Here is an 18,304-nt window from a genome sequence, read left to right as displayed (position 1 = left end):
TCAGGGCAGGAAGAATGGGGTGGCGATGCCGATCAGGGCCAGGGCCTCGATCAGAGCAATACCGAGGAACATGTTTCCGCGCAGTGCGCCGGCCATCTCAGGCTGACGAGCGGTTCCCTCGATGGTCTTACCGATGACGATACCGACACCGACGCCGGGGCCGATTGCGGCGAGGCCGTATCCGACGGTGCTCAGACTACCGGTGACTTCAGCGAGCATATCCATTGAATGCTTTTCCTTTCATATGGCAGCCGGGTGGTTGGCCCGGCTCGTGTAACACTTGGGGGTTACGGTTCAGTGAAGCGTCGAATCAGTGGTCATCCGAGATGGCGGCATTGATGTAGACGCAGGACAGAAGGGCGAAGATGTAGGCCTGGAGGACGACGATCAGCATCTCGAGGATGAAGACGAAGAATCCGCCGGCGAAGGTGATGATCGAGAAGAACTGGAAGCCGTTCGAAGCATCGACGAGGAAGAAGCTCGTTGCGGTGAAGCAGAGGACGAGCAACAGGTGGCCGACCATCATGTTCGCGAAGAGTCGGATGGCCAGGGTGAACGGCTGGGTGACAAACTTCGTGATGAACTCGATCGGGATCAGCAGGATGTGCATCGGCCAGGGAACGCCCGGCAGGATAAGCGAATCCTTGAGGTAGCCGCCGAGTCCCTTCTCGGCGATGCCTGCCCAGTGGTAGGTCACGTAGACTGTGAGTGTCAGGACGATCGGAAGGCCGATGACGCCTGTACCCGGCATGTTGAGGAACGGAATGAGCTTCGTGACGTTCCAGAACAGGATGCCGAAGAAGATCGCCACGATGAGGGGCATGAACTTCTTGGCCTTCGCCTTGCCCATGGTGTCTTCGGCGATGCCGACGGTGACGAATTCCATGGCGAGTTCCATGGCGGACTGGAAACGACCGGGAATGAGCTTCATCCGGTTAGCCCACACGGCCAGGAGCACGACGACGGCGACTGTGGCCAGGATGCGGATGATCATCACGCGGTTCATCTCAAAGGGAGAACCCTGGAAGAGCACTGCCTCGGGGAAGAATTCCGCCATCGACGGGGCGTGGAAACCACCTTCAGCGGCTTGGATCGTTGTGTTCGCGGCGTTGAGTGTTCCCACGTTTGCTTTACTCTCCCATGGTCAAGGGCCTTGATGGCCTGGCCTGAGCCCCGCAATCACTGTGGGGCTTGAGGTTCAGGAGCGACATGGAGCGACAATTGGCTCCAGCACCGCAACTACTCTACCAATTGTAGAGAGCTGCCGACAAATCCATTGGTTTTGACTGTACATTTTCTGGCAGTGAGATGCATCGCATCTCACAGACTTTTGCGCCTCGGGCTATTTCGCCTCGGGATCAACGTAGGGCACTCGTCCCTTGACCACCGTGAGGGCTTCGACGAGCGAGGACCCGATGACGGCGACGACGATCGTGAAGAACGCTACCGTGCCATCAAGCCACGTCGCATCCTTGAGGCGCCAGATCACGATCATGAAGATGAAGGCTTTGAACAGGAAGCCCATGCCGAGGAACCCGGCGATCGCGGTCAGTCCCATGTTGCGGCCGGCGTACATGATGACGAGCGTGATGATGATGAAGACCGCTGCCAGTCCCCCACCAACGGCTCCACCGTTGAGGCCCTGCTGACCGGAGACCAGCCAGCCGATGCCCATGCCGAGGATCGCGACGGCGAGGACGAGGATGATGCCGCGGACCAGCATGGTCCTCCAGACTCTCGTCCACGCTGCCTCGACAGCTGTTTCGCTTCTCCGGGTCGGTTCAGTCACGAGATTTCCTCTCTGGCTTTCTGACGCATGCGCAAGGGGTAGAAGGTGAAGATCAGGGTGATCGCGAACAGGATGCCCACGACGCAGACGACGAACGGCCAGCTGCGGAACAGGAGCAGCACTGAGCCGAAGGCGATGAGCGCTGTCCACGTGTAGAGGATGAGCACAGCGCGGGCGTGTGAGTGTCCGAGCCGCAGCATGCGGTGGTGGAGGTGCTTCGCATCGGCGGAGAAAGGAGACTGTCCGGCCATCAACCTGCGGATGACTGCGAGACCAAGGTCGAGCAGAGGCAGGAACATCACGGCGATCGGCAGAATGATCGGCATGAATGTGGCGAAGACCCGCTCCTGGCCGAGAAGTGCGGGATCGACCTGACCGGTGACACGGATCGTCGACGCCGCGAGCAGAAGACCGATGAGCATGGATCCGGAATCGCCCATGAAGATTCGAGCCGGGTTGAAGTTGTGCGGGAGGAAACCAACGCACGCACCGACGAGGATCGCGATGATGAGCGAGGCGAGGTTCGCGTACGACTCCGGCGAGGCGTCGCGAGCCAGCCAATACGAGTAGATGAAGAAGGCGCTGCCGCCGATGGCCACGACTCCTGCTGCCAGTCCGTCGAGGCCGTCGACGAAGTTGACGGCGTTGATCGTCACGAGGACGACGAGGATCGTGATGATGATCGACATCCGCGGCGAGCCGATGATGACTCCCCCGAACGGGATCGACAGCAACGCCACCCCGTTGATCGCCATGAAGCCGGCAGCCAGCGCCTGCCCGGCGATTTTCGTGATCCAGTGGAGGTCCCAGATATCGTCGATGATGCCGAGCACGCAGAGGATGGTCGCGGCGCCGGCGATCCCGATGATCGGACCCATGTCGGAAAAGATCCTCTGCAGGAACGGTGTCTGGGAGGCGAACACGAGCCCCGCGATCACCGCGCCGAACATGGCCACCCCACCCAGCCTCGGCGTCGGAACGGAATGGACATCTCGTTCGCGCAGAGGCGAGAAGATGAGTCCGCGCTCGGCCACCCGCTTGACCATCGGGGTCAGCAGGTAGGCCACGAGGGCCGAGATGATGAGGATGAAGAGGTAGGCGCGCACTCAGCCGTCCAGGTCGATCAGATCGGGGACGACTTCGCGCAGCGCCTCTGCCGTGATCGGTCCCTGCCGCACGATGCGCGCGTTATCACCGCTGAGGTCGATGATCGTCGAGGCGAGGCCCGACTCCCGGGCTCCCCCGTCGAGGTAGATGTCGACGTCCTCGCCGAACACCTCTTGGGCCTCATCCGCCGAGGTGGCAGCGGGCTGACCGGAGATGTTGGCACTCGACACAGCCAGAGGTCCGGTTCGGCCCAGCAGCGCCAGCGCGTATTCGTCGTCGGGCATCCGAACCGCGACAGTGCCGTGGGTGTCGCCGAGGTCCCAGTCGAGGGACGGCTGTGCGTTCGCGATGATCGTCAGCGGTCCGGGCCAGAATTTCGCAGTCAGGGCGAGAATCCTGTCGTCGACGCCGTCGACGAGGCCGAACACCGTTTCAGCGCGCGGTACGAGCACCGGCGGAGGCATGTTTCGGCCCCGACCTTTGGCCGCGAGCAGTGCGGCGACGGCCGAGGCACTGAACGCATCGGCGGCGATCCCGTACACCGTGTCCGTGGGGACGACGAGCAGACTGCCCGCCTCGCTGACCCGCGCACACTCGTCGAGGACCAGGTCGCGGATGTCTGTCTGGGTGACGTCGAATCGTCTCGACACGAATTCTCCGTTTCAAATCTCGGTTGACAGTGGTCGTGGCCGGTCGGGCCGTGGTCAGCGGCTCAGCGGACCATCGCAGGTGATGCGGTGCGCCACGGTGTAGCGGTCGCGTCCAGTGTAGTCCGGGAAGGTTGTGGGCCGTCTCAGACTGGCCGTCGACATGATGAGTTCTCGGACTCCGGCACCTTGCTCCTCGGAGTGCTCCATGATGAAGAAGCCACCGGGACGCAGCAGCTTCTCCGCTTGGGCGATAATGAGCCCGGGAATCTCGAGCCCCGAGGCTCCCCCGTAGAGCGCAGCTGCAGGGTCGTGATCGCGGACCTCGGGATCGCGCGGGATCGCAGTGTCGGGAACGTAGGGCGGGTTCGTCACGACCACGTCGACGCCGCCGCACAGGTCGGAGTTCTCATCGCCGAAGGTCGTCGCGTCTCCGGAGACCAGGTCGACAGTGGAGTCGCCGAGGTCGAGGCGGGCACGATTCTTCCGCGACCATTCGAGGGCGGCAGCCTCTCGTTCGACGCCGATGACGCGCAGCTGTGGATGTTCGGTGGCCAGTGAGAGGGTGATCGCCCCCGAACCTGAGCACAGATCCACGACGAGCGGGATGTGCTCGTCTTCGGTCCGCTGTCTCTCAAGCTCGTCGAGCACTTCGGTCACGAGCAGCTCGGTCTCAGGCCGCGGGACGAAGACGCCGGGCCCCACGTCGAGTTCGAGATGGCGGAACGCGGCTGTGCCCGTGATGTGCTGAAGCGGGACGCGCTCGACCCGACGGTCGAGCAGCTGCGCGAATGTCGCGGAGACTGCCGACGGGACCTCTTCCTCGAAGAGTCGGTGCCGAGACAGAGTCGATGCGTCAATACCCCAGGCGTGGGCGAGCAGTGTCGCCGCGTCGGAATCCGGGTTCGGGACTCCGGCCTCACGGAGCAGTCGTGCGGCTCCGTTCAGAAGCGCGGACACGTCTGAGGCGGGCACTGGCGGATGCGAACTCAGTTCAGTCCCCCAGGGCGTCGAGTCGTGCCGCTTTGTCAGCTTCACGGCAGGAGCCGATGACCGGGTCGAGGTCGCCAGCCAGCACCTGATCGAGATTGTAGGCCTTGTACCCGGTGCGGTGATCGGTGATCCGGTTCTCCGGGAAGTTGTAGGTCCGGATCCGCTCCGAGCGGTCAACGGTGCGGACTTGGGAACGGCGGATGTCAGCGGCTTCAGCTGCGGCTTCCTCGGCCTGCTTGGCCAGGATCCGGGCGCGCAGCATGCGCAGAGCCGCTTCTTTGTTCTGCAGCTGCGACTTCTCGTTCTGACAGCTGGCGGTGATGCCCGTGGGCAGGTGGGTGATGCGCACGGCGGAGTCCGTCGTATTCACAGACTGACCACCGGGTCCGGATGACCGGTAGACATCGATGCGCAGATCGTTGTCGTCGAGTCCGACCTCTTCGGGTTCGTCGACCTCGGGGAAGACGAGGACTCCGGCCGCCGAGGTGTGGATGCGTCCCTGCGACTCGGTCACCGGCACTCGCTGGACGCGATGGACGCCGCCTTCGAACTTCAGCCACCCGTAGGCGCCGTCGGACTTGGCTTTGACCGCCATGGTCACGTCTTTATAGCCGCCCAGATCCGAATGCGTGGCGTCGAGGATCTGCGAGGACCACCCGCGGGAGTCGATCCAGCGCTGGTACATCCGCAGCAGGTCGGCTGCGAACAGCGCCGATTCGTCACCGCCTTCGCCGGCTTTGATCTCGATGATCGCGTCTCGCGCGTCATCGGGATCGCTCGGGACCAAGAGGTCCTTGAGTTCGGCTTCGACCTCTGAGTGCTCCTGTGCCAGGCGCCTCGCCTCAGCTGCGAAGTCGGAGTCGTCGGCCGCGAATTCCTCCGCGGCCGCGACGTCCTCTTCGAGCTGGAAGAACCGCCTGGCGGCGACGGCCACCTTCTCGAGTTCGGCATAGCGTCGAGTCAGCTTCTTCGCCCGGCCAGCATCGGCGTGCACGGCGGGGTCGGAGAGCTCCTCCTGCAGACGAGCATGCTCGTCGAGCAGGACGCTGATGCTGGCCTTGAGGGTGTCGTCGTCGGCCATCTCAGTGGTTGTCGGTAGCGGACTTTTGCAGCGGCGTCGTCTTCTGCACCTGCATGAGGAACTCGACGTTGGAGCCGGTCTCCTTGAGCTTCGACATCAGGAGTTCGACTGCCTGCTGCTGCTCGAGTCCGGACAGCACACGACGCAGCTGCCACATGACCTTCATCTCTTCCGAAGTCATGAGCATCTCTTCGCGACGGGTGCTCGACGCGTTGACGTCGACGGCCGGGAAGATGCGCTTGTCCGCAAGCTGACGGCTCAGGCGCAGTTCCATGTTGCCGGTGCCCTTGAACTCCTCGAAGATGACCTCGTCCATCTTGGATCCGGTCTCGACGAGTGCGGTGGCCAGGATGGTCAGCGAACCGCCGTTCTCGATGTTGCGAGCAGCACCGAAGAAGCGCTTCGGCGGGTAGAGCGCATTCGCGTCGACACCACCGGAGAGGATTCGTCCCGAAGCCGGCTGTGCGATGTTGTACGCACGGCCGAGGCGGGTGATGTTGTCGAGGAGCACGACGACGTCAGAGCCCATCTCGACGAGACGCTTGGCGCGCTCGATGGCGAGTTCTGCGATCGTCGTGTGGTCATCGGCGGGACGGTCGAAGGTCGAAGCGATGACTTCGCCCTTGACTGCACGCTGCATGTCCGTGACTTCCTCGGGACGTTCGTCGACGAGGACGACCATCAAGTGGACTTCCGGGTTGTTCTCGGTGATCGCATTCGCGACCTGCTGCATGATCATCGTCTTGCCCGCCTTCGGAGGCGCCACGATGAGTCCGCGCTGGCCCTTGCCGATGGGGGTGACGAGATCAATGAGGCGTGTCGAAAGCTGCTTCGAGGTGGTCTCGAGGCGCATCCGCTCCTGTGGGTAGAGAGGCGTCAGCTTCGAGAATTCCACACGGTTGCGGGCGTCTTCGACGGTGAGTCCGTTGACCGAGTCCAGGCGGACCAGGGCATCGAACTTCTCACGCTTGCCGTTGCGGTCGTTCTCGCGCTGCTGACGGATCGCACCGGCGATCGCGTCACCCTTGCGAAGGCTGTTCTTGCGCACCATGGAAGCCGAGACGTAGACATCGTTGGGGCCGGGCAGGTAGCCCGAGGTGCGCAGGAATGCGTAGTTGTCGTGGACGTCGAGGATGCCGCCGACCGGGATCAGCACATCATCCTGACGGATCTCAGGCTCGTCGCTGCGTCCGCCGCCGCGACGTTTGCGGTCGCGTCCGCGTCCGCGGCGGTTGCCGCGATCGTCGTCGTCATTGTTGTTGCGGCCCCGACGATCGTTATTGCGATCATTGCGATCGTTGTTGCGATCGCCACGATCGTTGTTGCGATCGTTGTTGCGATCGCCACGGTCGTTGTTGCGATCGTTGCTGCGGCGATCATTGCGATCGCTGCCGTTGTCACCGCGATCACCGTTGGAGTCGTCGTTGCTGCGGCCCCGACGATCATTGCCGCGGTTGCCGCGGTGATCGTTCTGGTCACCGTGGTCGTTCGACTCGGGAGCCGACTGCGGTGCCTGCGAGGACTGCTGCGCCTGCGACTGATCGTCACTCTGCGCCTCGTTGCCGCGCGAACGCGACCGGCCGCGCCGTGAGCGCTGACGATCCTGGTCACCGGATGCCTGATCCGCCGACTCATCGGACTTCGGAGCCTCGGACTTCGGAGCTTCGGCGGGTGCCGTCTGCTCCGGTGCCGGTGCCTGCGAACCCTGTGACGCCTCGGCGTCGTTGCGGGCCTGCGGTGCAGCGTTGCGACGAGCAGGACGGCGCGTGGGCTCGGCCTGTTTGTCATCGGCGACGGCCGGAGCCTCAGGTGCGGATTTGGGTGCGGATTTGGCCCGACCGGATCCGGCCTGGGCGCCGCTCTTGCTGTTGTTGATGGCGTCGATCAGTTCGCTTTTGCGAAGTCGACGGTACCCCTTGATTCCAAGGCCCGCTGCCATTTCCTGGAGCTGGGGCAGACGCAAAGCGGTCAGACTGCCGGTGCGTGGTGCGGAATCTTGAGTAGTGGTTTCAGACACGAAGGTCCTTCTCCCTCTTTCGGCCGTGCGGCAAGAGCCGTTTACTCACGGCGACGGAAACACCCTTGACGGTGCATTGTGAAAGATAACCTGCTATGAGAATGAGCAGGAGACGTTCCAGAATTTGTGACTTTGACAGGGAACTTGCGATGAGTACCGCAAAACCCGTTCACTGACGGAACACCACCAGTTTACTTGGTCAACGCCGATCTTGCGAATCGATTGCTCAGCCGATCCTGCGCGTGCGATATCCGCCGAGGTCAATCGACGTCCGAATCACCTCGACCGCGGCGGGCACGACCTCGGCCGGAACCGAATCGGCGAGCACGAGGACTGTGGGTCCGGCACCGGAGATGACCGCCGGCAGCCCGCGGGCGCGCAGAGCGTCGACGAGCTCCATCGACTCGGGATAGGCCTCCCGACGGAACTCCTGATGCAGTCGGTCGTCGGTGGCTTCCATGAGCACCGAGGCATCGCTGGAGAATCCGTGGACGAGCAGTCCCGCACGTGCAGAGTTCTCCGCAGCGACCTCGTGTTCGATGGACACGGGAATGACGCCACGGGCGATCTCGGTGTCCAGGCGCACGTCCGGAACCAGCACGGTCACCTCAGCGACCGTGCCGATCGGAATCCGGAAGGACCGCGCCGGGTGCGAGAGGGAGATGCTCAGCCCGCCGAAGATCGCGGGCGCCGCGTTGTCGGGATGACCCTCACGGTCAGTGGCGAGTTCGAGGACACGTTCACGGCTGAGCTCGGGGCCTCCCACGTGGTGTCCGACTTCCCCTGCCAGCGCGATGCCCGCCACGATGGCGGCGGCGGACGAGCCGAGGCCGCGCGAATGCGGGATCCGATTGGTGCAGTCGAGGCTGAGCCGATCGACGACGCCCGCCGGGGTAAGCGGGTACTCCGAAGCAAGCACTTCGGCGATGACTCGCATGATCAGATGGGTACGGTCAGTCGGCAGCGCCGCGGCGCTCTCCCCTGTCACCCGCACGCAGGCGGTCGCGTCGACCGGTTCGTCGTGGAGGGTCAGAGACAAGGAGTCGAAGATCTCGAGTGCCAGCCCGAAGGAGTCGTATCCGGGTCCCAGATTCGCCGAGGTGGCCGGCACCTCGAGCTCGAACCTCACGCTCACCTGTCCTCGAGTCCCAGGGCGCGAGCCGCACTCACGGCGTCGACGGAGACGCGCTTCGGCTCGATCTCCGAGCCGTCCGCGGTGTGCAGCGCCCAGCTGGGGTCCTTGAGCCCGTGCCCGGTGACCGTGACCGCGATGCGTGCGCCGGCCGGCACGCGGCCGGCTTCGGACATCTTCAGCAGACCGGCGACCGAGGCGGCTGAGCCGGGTTCGACGAAGATGCCCTCTTCGCGGGAGAGCACCTTATGGGCGGCGAGGATCTCATCGTCGGTGACCGAGTCGATGACTCCTCCGGACGAGTCTCGCGCCTCTTCAGCCTGAGACCAGCTGGCCGGGTTGCCGATTCGGATGGCCGTGGCGATCGTATCGGGTTCGTCGACCGGGTGGCCGAGGACGATCGGGGCCGCACCCGCGGCCTGGAAGCCCCACATCTGCGGCAGCTTGGTCGAGACGCCGATCTCCTTGTACTGGCGGTATCCCTTCCAGTAGGCAGTGATGTTGCCGGCGTTGCCGACGGGAAGGACGTGGATGTCGGGAGCGTCGCCGAGGACGTCGACGACCTCGAAGGAGGCGGTCTTCTGGCCCTCGATCCGGTCAGGGTTGACCGAATTGACCAGGTGAACAGGGTAGGACTCGGAGAGCTTCCGGCACAGGGTCAGGCAGTCGTCGAAGTTGCCGTCGACCTCGAGCAGCGTGGCACCGTGGGCGATGGCCTGGCTCATCTTGCCAGGGGCGATCTTGCCCGTCGGCACGAGCACAGCGCAGGTGAGTCCGGCCTTCGTGGCATACGCGGCCGCTGAGGCCGAGGTGTTTCCTGTCGAGGCGCAGATGACGGCCTTCGCCCCGTGCGCGACGGCCTTCGTGATCGCCATCGTCATGCCGCGGTCCTTGAACGAGCCGGTCGGGTTAAGACCCTCGTACTTCACCCACACCTCGGCGCCGGTGAGCTCGCTGAGCTTCTGCGCGCGGATGAGCGGGGTTCCGCCCTCGCCCAGGGTCACGGCCGGGGTGGCCGCGGAGATGTCGAGCAAGCTCCGGTATTCCTCGACGACGCCCTGCCACTGATGTCTGGGGTAATTCATTCTCACTGTCCTTCTACACGGATCACGGATTTGACGGCGCGGACCACGGGGAGATCGCCGAGGCGGTCGACCGTTCCCCTGAGGACCGCGTCGGTGTTCGAGTGGGTGGCGAGCACGAGCTTCGCGTGCTGGTTGCCCTGTTCGTCGGCTTCGCCCACGGTCTGGCGCATGAGTTCGATCGACGCCCCCTCATCGGCGAAGATCTCGGAGACCGCCGCGAGCACACCGGGACGATCGACCACGTCGAGCGTGATGTGGTAGCGCGTCGTGATGGCTGAGATCGGCAGGATCCGCGAGTCCTCGTGGAACGGGCGTTCATACTGCCCGCGACCGCCAAGCACTTTGCGCCTGGCCACGGACACGACGTCGCCGAGGACCGCGGAGGCGGTCGGCGAACCGCCGGCACCCTGGCCGTAGAACATCAGCGAGCCAGCTGCTTCGGCTTCGATGAACACGGCGTTGAAGGCTCCGCGGACGGTGGCCAGCGGATGGGTGCGAGGCAGCAGGGCCGGGTAGACACGGGCGGAGAGGCCCGAGCCCGCGGCGGAATCGTTGACTCGTTCGCACACGGCGAGAAGTTTGATGACGAAGCCCTGGTCTTTGGCCGTGGCGACCATATCGGGGGTGATGTCCTCGATGCCTTCGACATGGACGTCGTCGATCGTCACCGGGGCGTGGAAGGCCAGAGAGGACAGGATCGCGGCCTTCGCTGCGGCATCGTGGCCGCCGACGTCCGCGGTGGGATCCGCCTCGGCGTAGCCGAGTTCCTGTGCTGTGGACAGCGCTTCGTCGAAGGCCCAGCCTTCGGAGTCCATCTGGTCGAGGATGTAGTTCGTCGTGCCGTTGACGATGCCCATGATCCGTTCGATCCGATCTCCGGCCAGGGAGTCCCCGACGGGGCGGATGATCGGGATGGCTCCGGCCACGGCGGCCTCGTGCTCGAGGCGGACGCCGGCGCGGTCGGCAGCGGACATCAGCTCGACGTAGTTCGCGGCCAGCAGGGCCTTGTTCGCCGTGACCACGGACGACCCCTGGTCCAGGGCTGCGGTGATGAGCGATTTGGCCGGTTCGATGCCGCCCATGAGTTCGATGACGATGTCTGCGCCGGCGATGGCGGCTTCGGCATCGGTGGTGAGCAGACTCGCATCGATCCCGGGGCGCTCCTTGGCGGTGTCGCGCACGACGATGGCGCTGAGTTCGAGTGGAGCACCGATGCGCTCGGCCAGGGCTTCTCCCCTGTTTTGGATGCGCGCGGCGACTTCCGTGCCCACGACACCGCATCCGAGCATGGCTACCTTCAACGCCTGCATATCCTCACCTTTTCCCCGCTCGTCATTGACTCTCATCCGTTGTCGCCTGCGCTCATGCCGGGATCGCTGCTCAGCATCTGCGAGTAGTCCTCCGGGAGCACGATCCATTCAACCTTATCCGGTGCCACAGCCAAGACTCCGGGTCTGGGCTGATGGTTGTAGTTGTTCGCCAGCGACCGGCAGTAAGCACCGGTGCTCGGAACCGCCACCAGGTCACCGGCGGTGACGTCGGCTCCCATGTACTCATCGCGGACGATGATGTCGCCCGACTCGCAGTGTCTGCCCACGACTCGCACGATCACCGGTTCAGCAGCCGAGTTCCGATTCGCCAAACTACACGAATAATCCGCGTCGTAGAGGGCTGTCCGGATGTTGTCGCTCATGCCGCCGTCGACAGCGACGTAGGTGCGGATGCCGTTGTCCGTGCTGACCTCTTTGACCGTGCCGACCTCGTAGAGGGTGAACATCGACGGAGACACGATCGCACGACCGGGTTCGATCGAGAGCCGGGGCACGTTCGTGCCGAGCCCGCGGCACTCCTTCGCGACCACCTCGGCGAGTTCCTCGGCCATCTCCGTCACCGGGATCGGCGTGTCCTGCGAGGTGTAGCGGATGCCGAAGCCGCCGCCGAGGTCGATGTCGGGCAGGTCGACGCCGTGTTCGGCCATGATCTGAGCGCGCAGTTCGAGCACACGTGCGGCAGCCACCTGGAATCCGGAGATGTCGAAGATCTGCGATCCGATGTGCGAGTGGAGGCCGTCGAAGCGCAGGTGCTCCGAGTTCGCCACCGCCTTCGCAGCAGCGGCTGCGGTCCCGGCGGCGACGGAGAGCCCGAACTTCTGGTCCTCGTGGGCGGTGGCGATGAAGTCGTGGGTGTGGGCTTCGACGCCGACGGTCACGCGCAGCATGACCGGAGCGACGAGCCCCTTCGCCGCCGCGATCGACTCGAGACGCGCGATCTCATCGAGACTGTCGACGAAGATGCGTCCGACTCCGTAGTCGAGAGCGTATTCGAGCTCGGCCACGGATTTGTTGTTGCCGTGCAGACCGACTCTCTCGCCGGGCACACCCGCGGCACGGGCCACCATCATCTCCCCCAGGGAGCACGTGTCGAGACCGAGGCCTGCTTCGTGGACCCACCGGGCCACCGCCGTGCACAGGAAGGCCTTGCCGGCATAGAACACGTCGACACCGGAGAAGCCCTTGTCCTCGGAGAAGGCCGCAGAATATGCGCTGAGGTAGGACCCGGCGCGGGCCTTGAAGTCCTCGACATCCATGACCATGGTCGGCGTGCCGTACTGCGCGGCCAGGTCGGTGACACCGTGACCGGCGATGGTGAGCACCCCGGACTCAGACTTCGTCACATTGTCCGACCACAGGCTAGGCAGGAGCGCATTGACGTCATCGGGATACGGCAGCCAGACGGGTGCTGGCGTGGCGTGCATGGTGCCGGCGATATGAGATGGCATTACATCCTCTCCGGGGCCGAAGCGCCCAGGTGTCGAAGTCCTGTGGCCAGGACAGTGATGACGGCTCGGTCGAGGACCAGCCGGGAAGCGTGCGTCGAGGTGATGTGCTCGTCGATCGTGGGTGTCACGGTCGTGGCCCCCGACCAGTCGCAGAAGGCCTCGGCGACAGCCTCGAGGCTGCGTTCGAGCCGCTGGGAATCGTGGATCGGCGAAGCGCTGATCATCATGTCTGCAGCGTCGGTCAGGGCGAGCAGGAGCTCGACCTCGCGTGGCTCGGCGAGTGTCTCCGGCGCAAAATCGGAGCTGTCGATCCCCGCCGAGGTGGCCCGCCGTTCGATTCTGCAGGCGGCGGCATGGGCGGCCTGGAGGACTCGGATGGTCTCGGGGGCAGCATCGATGGACTCTGACCCTGGCTCTGACTCCGCCCCTGACTGGGCCGCGACGATCTCGGCGGCGACCGCGGCCCGGGCCGCGGTCGTGACGGTGATGTTGACGAATCCGGGGCCGCTCGCCTCGGCGCGGGCCACCTCAGCGTGGACCTGCAGGAGATCGGCGATCTCAGCGGCCAGCGCCGTCGGGTCGGTGTGCAGGAGGCGCGCATTGCGCAGTGCGATGTTCGTCGACCAGTCCCCCTGCGATCGATCCCGGGTGCGCTCGACGATGAAGTCCGCGAGTGGGACGTCTGCGGATTCTCCTGCCGCGGCAATCGTCGCCAAAGCGCGCGCGAGGCCGGTGTGCAGAAGTTCCAGGGTCACTCGAACAGATTACTCGGCGCAGGTTGTCGACGGCGAATCCATGCGTTTCAGATCGACCCCGGCCGACACGCAGAAAAGCTGACGGCGAACTTCACTGCCGTCGAGAGGAGGACGAGCGCGAAGGCCGGCCACATCATGTCGAAGCTCTGCAGCAGGAACGCGAAGAGCAGAGGTCCGGTGGCGGCCATGAGGTATCCGCCTCCCTGCACGAAGCCCGACAGGGCCGCCGAGGCTTCGGCACTGCGTGAGCGCAGGGTGATCAAGGTCAGTGCCAGGGGGAAGGTCGAGATGCCGATTCCCAGCAGCACGGTCCACAGCACAGGGGCAGCCGCGGGGAAGAGCCACAGCCCGATGTAGCCGACGGCCAGGCTCAGACAGAATGCCGAGACGATCGGTGAGGCGGTGCGCATCTTCTGTGCCAGCACCGGCAGGACGAATCCGAGGACCAACGGGATCGCAGTCACGAGTGCGAGCATGGCACCGGCGAAGGCAGCGTCGAAGCCAGAACGGGTCAGGAGCGTGGGCAGCCAGGTGAAGAGGATGAAGTTGTTGAATGAGGTCAGACCCGTCATCGTCATGAGCGACCAGGCGCGAGGGCTGCGCACCAGCCGCCGCAGCTCGCTGCCGCCGACGACGGAGGCCGCGACCTCCGTCCGGGCGGCTGGTCGCACGACGATGATGATCACCCACACCATGACGGCCACCGCGGCGCATCCGGTCCACACGAGCAGCGATCCCCGCCACTCGAACATGCCCGCCAACGGCACGGCCACGAGCGGGGGAATGAAGGTGCCCAGCTGCAGCAGCCCGACGTGGACGGTCGACATCAGAGCGACCTTGTCGGGGAAGTACGACTTGACGATCGGAGGCAACACGACGTTGCCGATGCCCATGCCGAACAGCGCGAGCACGCTGAGGCCGAGGAACAGGCCCGGAGAGTCGGTGATCGCACGCACGCCCAGGCCCACGGTGATCATGATCATCGCGGCCAAGGTGAGCGAGAGGCCGGAGAATCGACTGTAGAGACGTGGGGTGATGAAGCCGCTGAGTCCGTAGAGCAGCGGAGGCAGCATGCCGATGACGGCGAGGAAGGCTGCGCTGAGATGGATCTCGGCGCCCATCGCGTCGAGCAGCGGGGACAGACCGGTGACGCCGGGCCGCAAGTTGAATGCGGCGACGATGAGGCCGACCACGACCAGTCCGGTCGTCCACGCTGATTTCATGCTTGCATTTCTATCATTGCGCCCGGTTCCCGGACACCGGTGGGGTCAGTTCTCCTGTTTGAGACCCTCGACCGGTGAGAGTCTGGCGGCACGCCGCGCCGGGACCAGGGCCGAACCGAGTCCGGCCAGGATCGCTGCGGCCAGGATGCCCAGCGACGAAGGGATGGACCAGTCGATGACCAGCTCGTCTGCATAGTCGACGGTGATCAGTCGAGTGCCCACAATTCCGAGCCCTCCCCCGAGGACGAGTCCGATGAGCGCAGCCACCGATGAGATGAGCACGGCTTCGAGGGCGAGGAGGGTGCGCAGCTGACCGATGGTCAGCCCCAGAGCACGCAGCAGGGAGTTCTCCCGCCTGCGCTCGATGACCGAGAGGCTCACCGTGTTCGACACGCCGATGAGTGCAATGATGACGGCGACGAAGAGCAGGGCCACTGCGATGAGAAGGAGGATGTCGATGAGCTCGGAGTACATTCCCTTCGCCACCGCCGATCCGACGACCTCGTCGCTCGTGACGTCGAGTGCCTGCGCCACGTCCTGCTGGATCCGGAAGATGTCAGCAACGTCCGTGTCGTCGTCGATCCTGACCAGCACCGAGGTCGTGGTGGCGGACACGCCCAGATCGTTGCCGACGTCGGGGGTCGTGAAGAACACGAGGCTCGAACTCCCGGCCTTCTCGACCGCGACGTTCATCTCGTTGAGCCCCTTGATGCGGATGCTGTCCCGAGCGAAGTCATCCGGGACCGTGACCTTGCCCGCGACCAGCGGTGGAGCTCCGGGGCCGAGCACGGACGCAGCCGAATCCGGATCGATGACATAGAGATCGGGGGTCGACCCGTCATGGTCGTCGAGGGCATCGGCACGATGGGCCACGGCGACCGCAGCCACTCCCCTGATCTCGCCGAGGTCGTCGAGCGTGTCCTGGTCGACGGTGGTGGCCAGCGGCACGGCGATATCGACGGGGTAGCGCTGGCTCAGGCCTTGGGCGAGAGTGGCCTTCGTCGACATTCCGCCGACCAGGATCGTCGCCACGAGGGTGACGCCGATGATCAGCGCTGTTGCGGTGGCCGCGGTCCGCCGTCGGTTGCGCAGCGTATTCAGGGTCGCCAGCTGTCCGGGCACTCCCCAGGGGCTGAGCACGAGTTCGCCGATGCCCGCGACGATCGGCGGGATGATGAGCGCCGAACACAGTACGAGGCCGAACACGATGAGTGCACCCCCGAGCGCCCCCGCCAGAATCCACATCTGTGAGTGGGCGACCGCGAGCAGGGAGATGACGATCAGGCCGGCACCCAGCCCGAGGCTCGTCCAGCCCGCGACCTGCCGCAGTCGGCTGTGGGCCGCGGGGCGCAGGGACTCGTCGAAGGGCTGCAGCGCTTCGAGTGGGGTGACCGCGATGGCGCTGCGCGCGGGTCTGATCGTGGCGAAGATCGTCAGCAGGACTCCGACCCCGACGCCGATGAGCAGTGCGGACACCGGAACGTGGACGTTGACGTAGTCGAAGTCGTCGGGCCAGATACGCTTGGCCGTGGCGGCGAGCCCGAAGCTCGCGCCGATCCCGGCGACCACGCCGACAATCGAGCCGAGCAGCCCGACGACGAGTCCCTCGATGACCACGGACCCGTAGAGCTGCGTTCGTGAGGCACCGAGGCACCGCAGCAGCGCGAGCTCACGGCGACGGCCTGCCACGATGACGGAGAACGTGTTGGACACGACGAGGATCGCGACGATGACGGAAATTCCGGCGAAGACGAGGAACATCCAGGTGATGACGTCGTCGCCTTGGGAGAGGCGATCGGTTTTCGCCGCGACGGCGTCATCGACCGTCATCGCCTCGAGACTGCCCGCGAGAGCGGAGTCATCGATCGTCGTCTGCAGCCGCTCCCGCACGACTGCTGGGTCGGCGCCACTGTCGAGGGCGATCCTGATCGAGATGACATCACCCAGCTGGGCGAAGTACTCCTGATAGCTCGCCGAGGTTGTCAGCGCCCGATGAGTCCCGGCCGCTGACGGGTCGTTGGCCATCTCGGCGAGGCCGACCACTGTGAATACTGTGCTGCTGTGACTCGGGCCGCGGTAGACCGGCATCGAGTCATCAGCTGACTCGACGGGGACCGAGTCGACAGAGAAGCGGATCTCATCGCCGATGCCGACACCCAGTTCCTCCGCTGTGGCGCGTTCAAGCACCAGATCAGTGATCGACGCGGGACGCGAGCCTGCGACCATCGAGAAGGTGTCGAGGTGCTCGGCAACGGGCACCGGGGACAGAGCGAAGGTGCTCTCGGAGAAGGATGAGCTTTTGCCCGTCGTCGTTGTACGTGCATTGACGGCCGCAGTGCTGACGCCTTCGACGGCACTGAGGCGCTTCGTCACCCCCGAGGCCTCCTGCCCGTCGACGAAGACGTCACGGGCGGGCATCACAACGAGATCGGCCTGCGAGAACGTGTCGGTGACCGTGTCCCTGAGGCTCGCCTGCAGCGAGGCGCTGCTGATGAGGGTTGCGGCGACGAAGCCTGCGGCCAAGGCGATGCCGAGCCCAATGGCGAGGAAACGCGCCCAGTGGATGCGGATCTGGGCTAGGGCGACTGCGATCACTGATCGCTCAATTCGCTCAGCGCGCTCACCACGGACTCCCGAGTCGGCTGCCGGACCTCACCCCCGGCACGACCGTCCTTGAGCAGAACGACGCGATCCGCGTGGGAGGCGGCCATCGGGTCGTGCGTGACCATGATGATGGACTGCCCATAGCGCGTGGTCGCACCGTGGAGCAGGGAGAGCACCTCGGTGCCGGAATGGGAGTCGAGGTTGCCGGTGGGTTCGTCGGCGTAGATCACATCGGGTCGGGTGAGCAGGGCGCGAGCCACGGCCACACGCTGCTGCTGGCCGCCGGAGAGCTCGTGGGGACGGTGCTTGAGACGGTCTCCGAGCTCGAGGCGTTCGACGACCTCGGCCTTCCAGTCCCGGTCGATCCGTTTGCGTGCCAGTGACACGGGCAGTTCGATGTTCTGTTCTGCGCTGAGGGTCGGAACGAGATTGAACGCCTGGAAGATGAACCCGACCCGATCACGCCGCAGCTGGGTCAGCTGCCGGTCGTTGAGCGTCGTGATGTCCCGCCCGCTCATCGTGATCGTTCCCGAATCGACTCTGTCGAGTCCGGCCAGAACATGCATGAGCGTCGATTTCCCTGAGCCCGAAGGACCCATGATCGCGCTGAATCGTCCCGCTTCGAAGTCCACGCTGATGTCGTCGAGCGCAGTCACCGCTGTCTCCCCGCGGCCGAAGCTCTTGCGCAGACCCTCGGCGCTGAGCACGACATCGTCACTGATCCCATTCGCAGAAATCGACATCACGGCCTTTGCACGCAGGTAAGTGGTCTCTCCTGGACAACTCTAGTCGGTGGCAGCAGAAACCACCCATCGCAGGTGATGAGGTGGGCGGTGATCGGTGCCCCGGGCTGGATGAGGTTCAAAAGTCGTCACGGGCTCTGAAACGGTCGATTTCACACTCGAGGCCGGACTGAGTGTCCGGACAGTCGAGCAGTTCTCTGCGCCGTTATCAGAGGGTCTCATGCGGAGGAACGTGCTCAACCGTCGCAACTGGGCGAGGTGGGAAGAGCTACGGATCGGGATCGAGACGTGGATCGAGCGCAACTGCCATCACCAACCTCAGCAACGTGGTTGACGAATTCCCGATTAG

At 64.8% G+C, this 18,304-nt stretch carries 16 protein-coding genes; all 16 read right to left on the bottom strand.

The features are described from left to right. On the bottom strand, positions 1–225 hold the full coding sequence (atpE, locus tag MPN20_RS00155; RefSeq protein ID WP_242777875.1) for a F0F1 ATP synthase subunit C: 225 nt from the start codon (positions 223–225) through the stop codon (positions 1–3). An 85-nt stretch (positions 226–310) separates the two neighbouring features. After that, positions 311–1,123, bottom strand: a complete 813-nt coding sequence (gene atpB, locus MPN20_RS00150; RefSeq protein ID WP_242777872.1) for a F0F1 ATP synthase subunit A — start codon at positions 1,121–1,123, stop codon at positions 311–313. 219 nt (positions 1,124–1,342) lie between these two features. After that, positions 1,343–1,789 carry a hypothetical protein gene (locus MPN20_RS00145; protein WP_242777870.1) on the bottom strand — a complete coding sequence of 149 codons (447 nt, stop codon included), beginning with the start codon at positions 1,787–1,789 and terminating at the stop codon, positions 1,343–1,345. Next, complete coding sequence (locus tag MPN20_RS00140) at positions 1,786–2,895, bottom strand: MraY family glycosyltransferase (protein ID WP_242777867.1); 1,110 nt, start codon at positions 2,893–2,895, stop codon at positions 1,786–1,788. Before MPN20_RS00140 ends, MPN20_RS00145 begins: the two co-directional genes overlap by 4 nt. Then, positions 2,896–3,546, bottom strand: a complete 651-nt coding sequence (locus MPN20_RS00135) for an L-threonylcarbamoyladenylate synthase (protein WP_242777865.1) — start codon at positions 3,544–3,546, stop codon at positions 2,896–2,898. It abuts the gene before it with no gap. A gap of 54 nt (positions 3,547–3,600) precedes the next feature. Beyond that, on the bottom strand, positions 3,601–4,518 hold the full coding sequence (gene prmC, locus MPN20_RS00130) for a peptide chain release factor N(5)-glutamine methyltransferase (RefSeq protein WP_242777862.1): 918 nt from the start codon (positions 4,516–4,518) through the stop codon (positions 3,601–3,603). A 19-nt stretch (positions 4,519–4,537) separates the two neighbouring features. Next, on the bottom strand, positions 4,538–5,617 hold the full coding sequence (gene prfA / locus MPN20_RS00125; protein WP_242777859.1) for a peptide chain release factor 1: 1,080 nt from the start codon (positions 5,615–5,617) through the stop codon (positions 4,538–4,540). A gap of 1 nt (position 5,618) precedes the next feature. Next, the gene (rho, locus tag MPN20_RS00120) at positions 5,619–7,634 is read right to left on the bottom strand and encodes a transcription termination factor Rho (protein ID WP_242777856.1); all 2,016 of its coding nucleotides are present in this window, start codon (positions 7,632–7,634) and stop codon (positions 5,619–5,621) included. 226 nt (positions 7,635–7,860) lie between these two features. Beyond that, positions 7,861–8,763 (bottom strand): homoserine kinase, encoded by a 903-nt coding sequence (thrB, locus tag MPN20_RS00115; RefSeq protein ID WP_242777853.1) that lies wholly within the window; start codon positions 8,761–8,763, stop codon positions 7,861–7,863. 2 nt (positions 8,764–8,765) lie between these two features. Continuing rightward, the gene (gene thrC, locus MPN20_RS00110) at positions 8,766–9,851 is read right to left on the bottom strand and encodes a threonine synthase (protein WP_242777851.1); all 1,086 of its coding nucleotides are present in this window, start codon (positions 9,849–9,851) and stop codon (positions 8,766–8,768) included. Positions 9,852–9,853: 2 nt separating this feature from the next. Continuing rightward, entirely contained in the window at positions 9,854–11,161 is a 1,308-nt protein-coding gene (locus tag MPN20_RS00105) for a homoserine dehydrogenase (protein ID WP_242777848.1), read from the bottom strand. A 32-nt stretch (positions 11,162–11,193) separates the two neighbouring features. After that, on the bottom strand, positions 11,194–12,630 hold the full coding sequence (gene lysA, locus MPN20_RS00100; RefSeq protein ID WP_242777845.1) for a diaminopimelate decarboxylase: 1,437 nt from the start codon (positions 12,628–12,630) through the stop codon (positions 11,194–11,196). Further along, positions 12,630–13,385, bottom strand: a complete 756-nt coding sequence (locus tag MPN20_RS00095) for a DALR anticodon-binding domain-containing protein (protein ID WP_242777842.1) — start codon at positions 13,383–13,385, stop codon at positions 12,630–12,632. The genes lysA and MPN20_RS00095 overlap by 1 nt, the downstream gene beginning before the upstream one ends. Positions 13,386–13,432: 47 nt before the next feature. Next, the gene (locus MPN20_RS00090) at positions 13,433–14,608 is read right to left on the bottom strand and encodes an MFS transporter (RefSeq protein WP_242777839.1); all 1,176 of its coding nucleotides are present in this window, start codon (positions 14,606–14,608) and stop codon (positions 13,433–13,435) included. 45 nt (positions 14,609–14,653) lie between these two features. Next, positions 14,654–17,203 carry an FtsX-like permease family protein gene (locus MPN20_RS00085; protein ID WP_242777837.1) on the bottom strand — a complete coding sequence of 850 codons (2,550 nt, stop codon included), beginning with the start codon at positions 17,201–17,203 and terminating at the stop codon, positions 14,654–14,656. Continuing rightward, positions 17,200–17,955 (bottom strand): ABC transporter ATP-binding protein, encoded by a 756-nt coding sequence (locus tag MPN20_RS00080; RefSeq protein ID WP_242777834.1) that lies wholly within the window; start codon positions 17,953–17,955, stop codon positions 17,200–17,202. Before MPN20_RS00080 ends, MPN20_RS00085 begins: the two co-directional genes overlap by 4 nt. Positions 17,956–18,304: the final 349 nt, after the last annotated feature.

The sequence above is a fragment of the Brevibacterium sp. ZH18 genome, from assembly GCF_022748595.1.
Taxonomy (GTDB): domain Bacteria; phylum Actinomycetota; class Actinomycetes; order Actinomycetales; family Brevibacteriaceae; genus Brevibacterium.
Note: the sequence above shows the minus strand (reverse complement) of the source record. Positions and strands in the feature narration are given on the sequence as shown.

Coding starts and splice junctions, on each gene's coding strand:
- MPN20_RS00080 (WP_242777834.1), bottom strand. CDS start 17,955: ATGTCGATTTCTGCGAATGGGATCAGTGACGATGTCGTGCTCAGCGCC.
- MPN20_RS00105 (WP_242777848.1), bottom strand. CDS start 11,161: ATGCAGGCGTTGAAGGTAGCCATGCTCGGATGCGGTGTCGTGGGCACG.
- thrC (WP_242777851.1), bottom strand. CDS start 9,851: ATGAATTACCCCAGACATCAGTGGCAGGGCGTCGTCGAGGAATACCGG.
- prfA (WP_242777859.1), bottom strand. CDS start 5,617: ATGGCCGACGACGACACCCTCAAGGCCAGCATCAGCGTCCTGCTCGAC.
- atpE (WP_242777875.1), bottom strand. CDS start 225: ATGGATATGCTCGCTGAAGTCACCGGTAGTCTGAGCACCGTCGGATAC.
- MPN20_RS00090 (WP_242777839.1), bottom strand. CDS start 14,608: ATGAAATCAGCGTGGACGACCGGACTGGTCGTGGTCGGCCTCATCGTC.
- lysA (WP_242777845.1), bottom strand. CDS start 12,630: ATGCCATCTCATATCGCCGGCACCATGCACGCCACGCCAGCACCCGTC.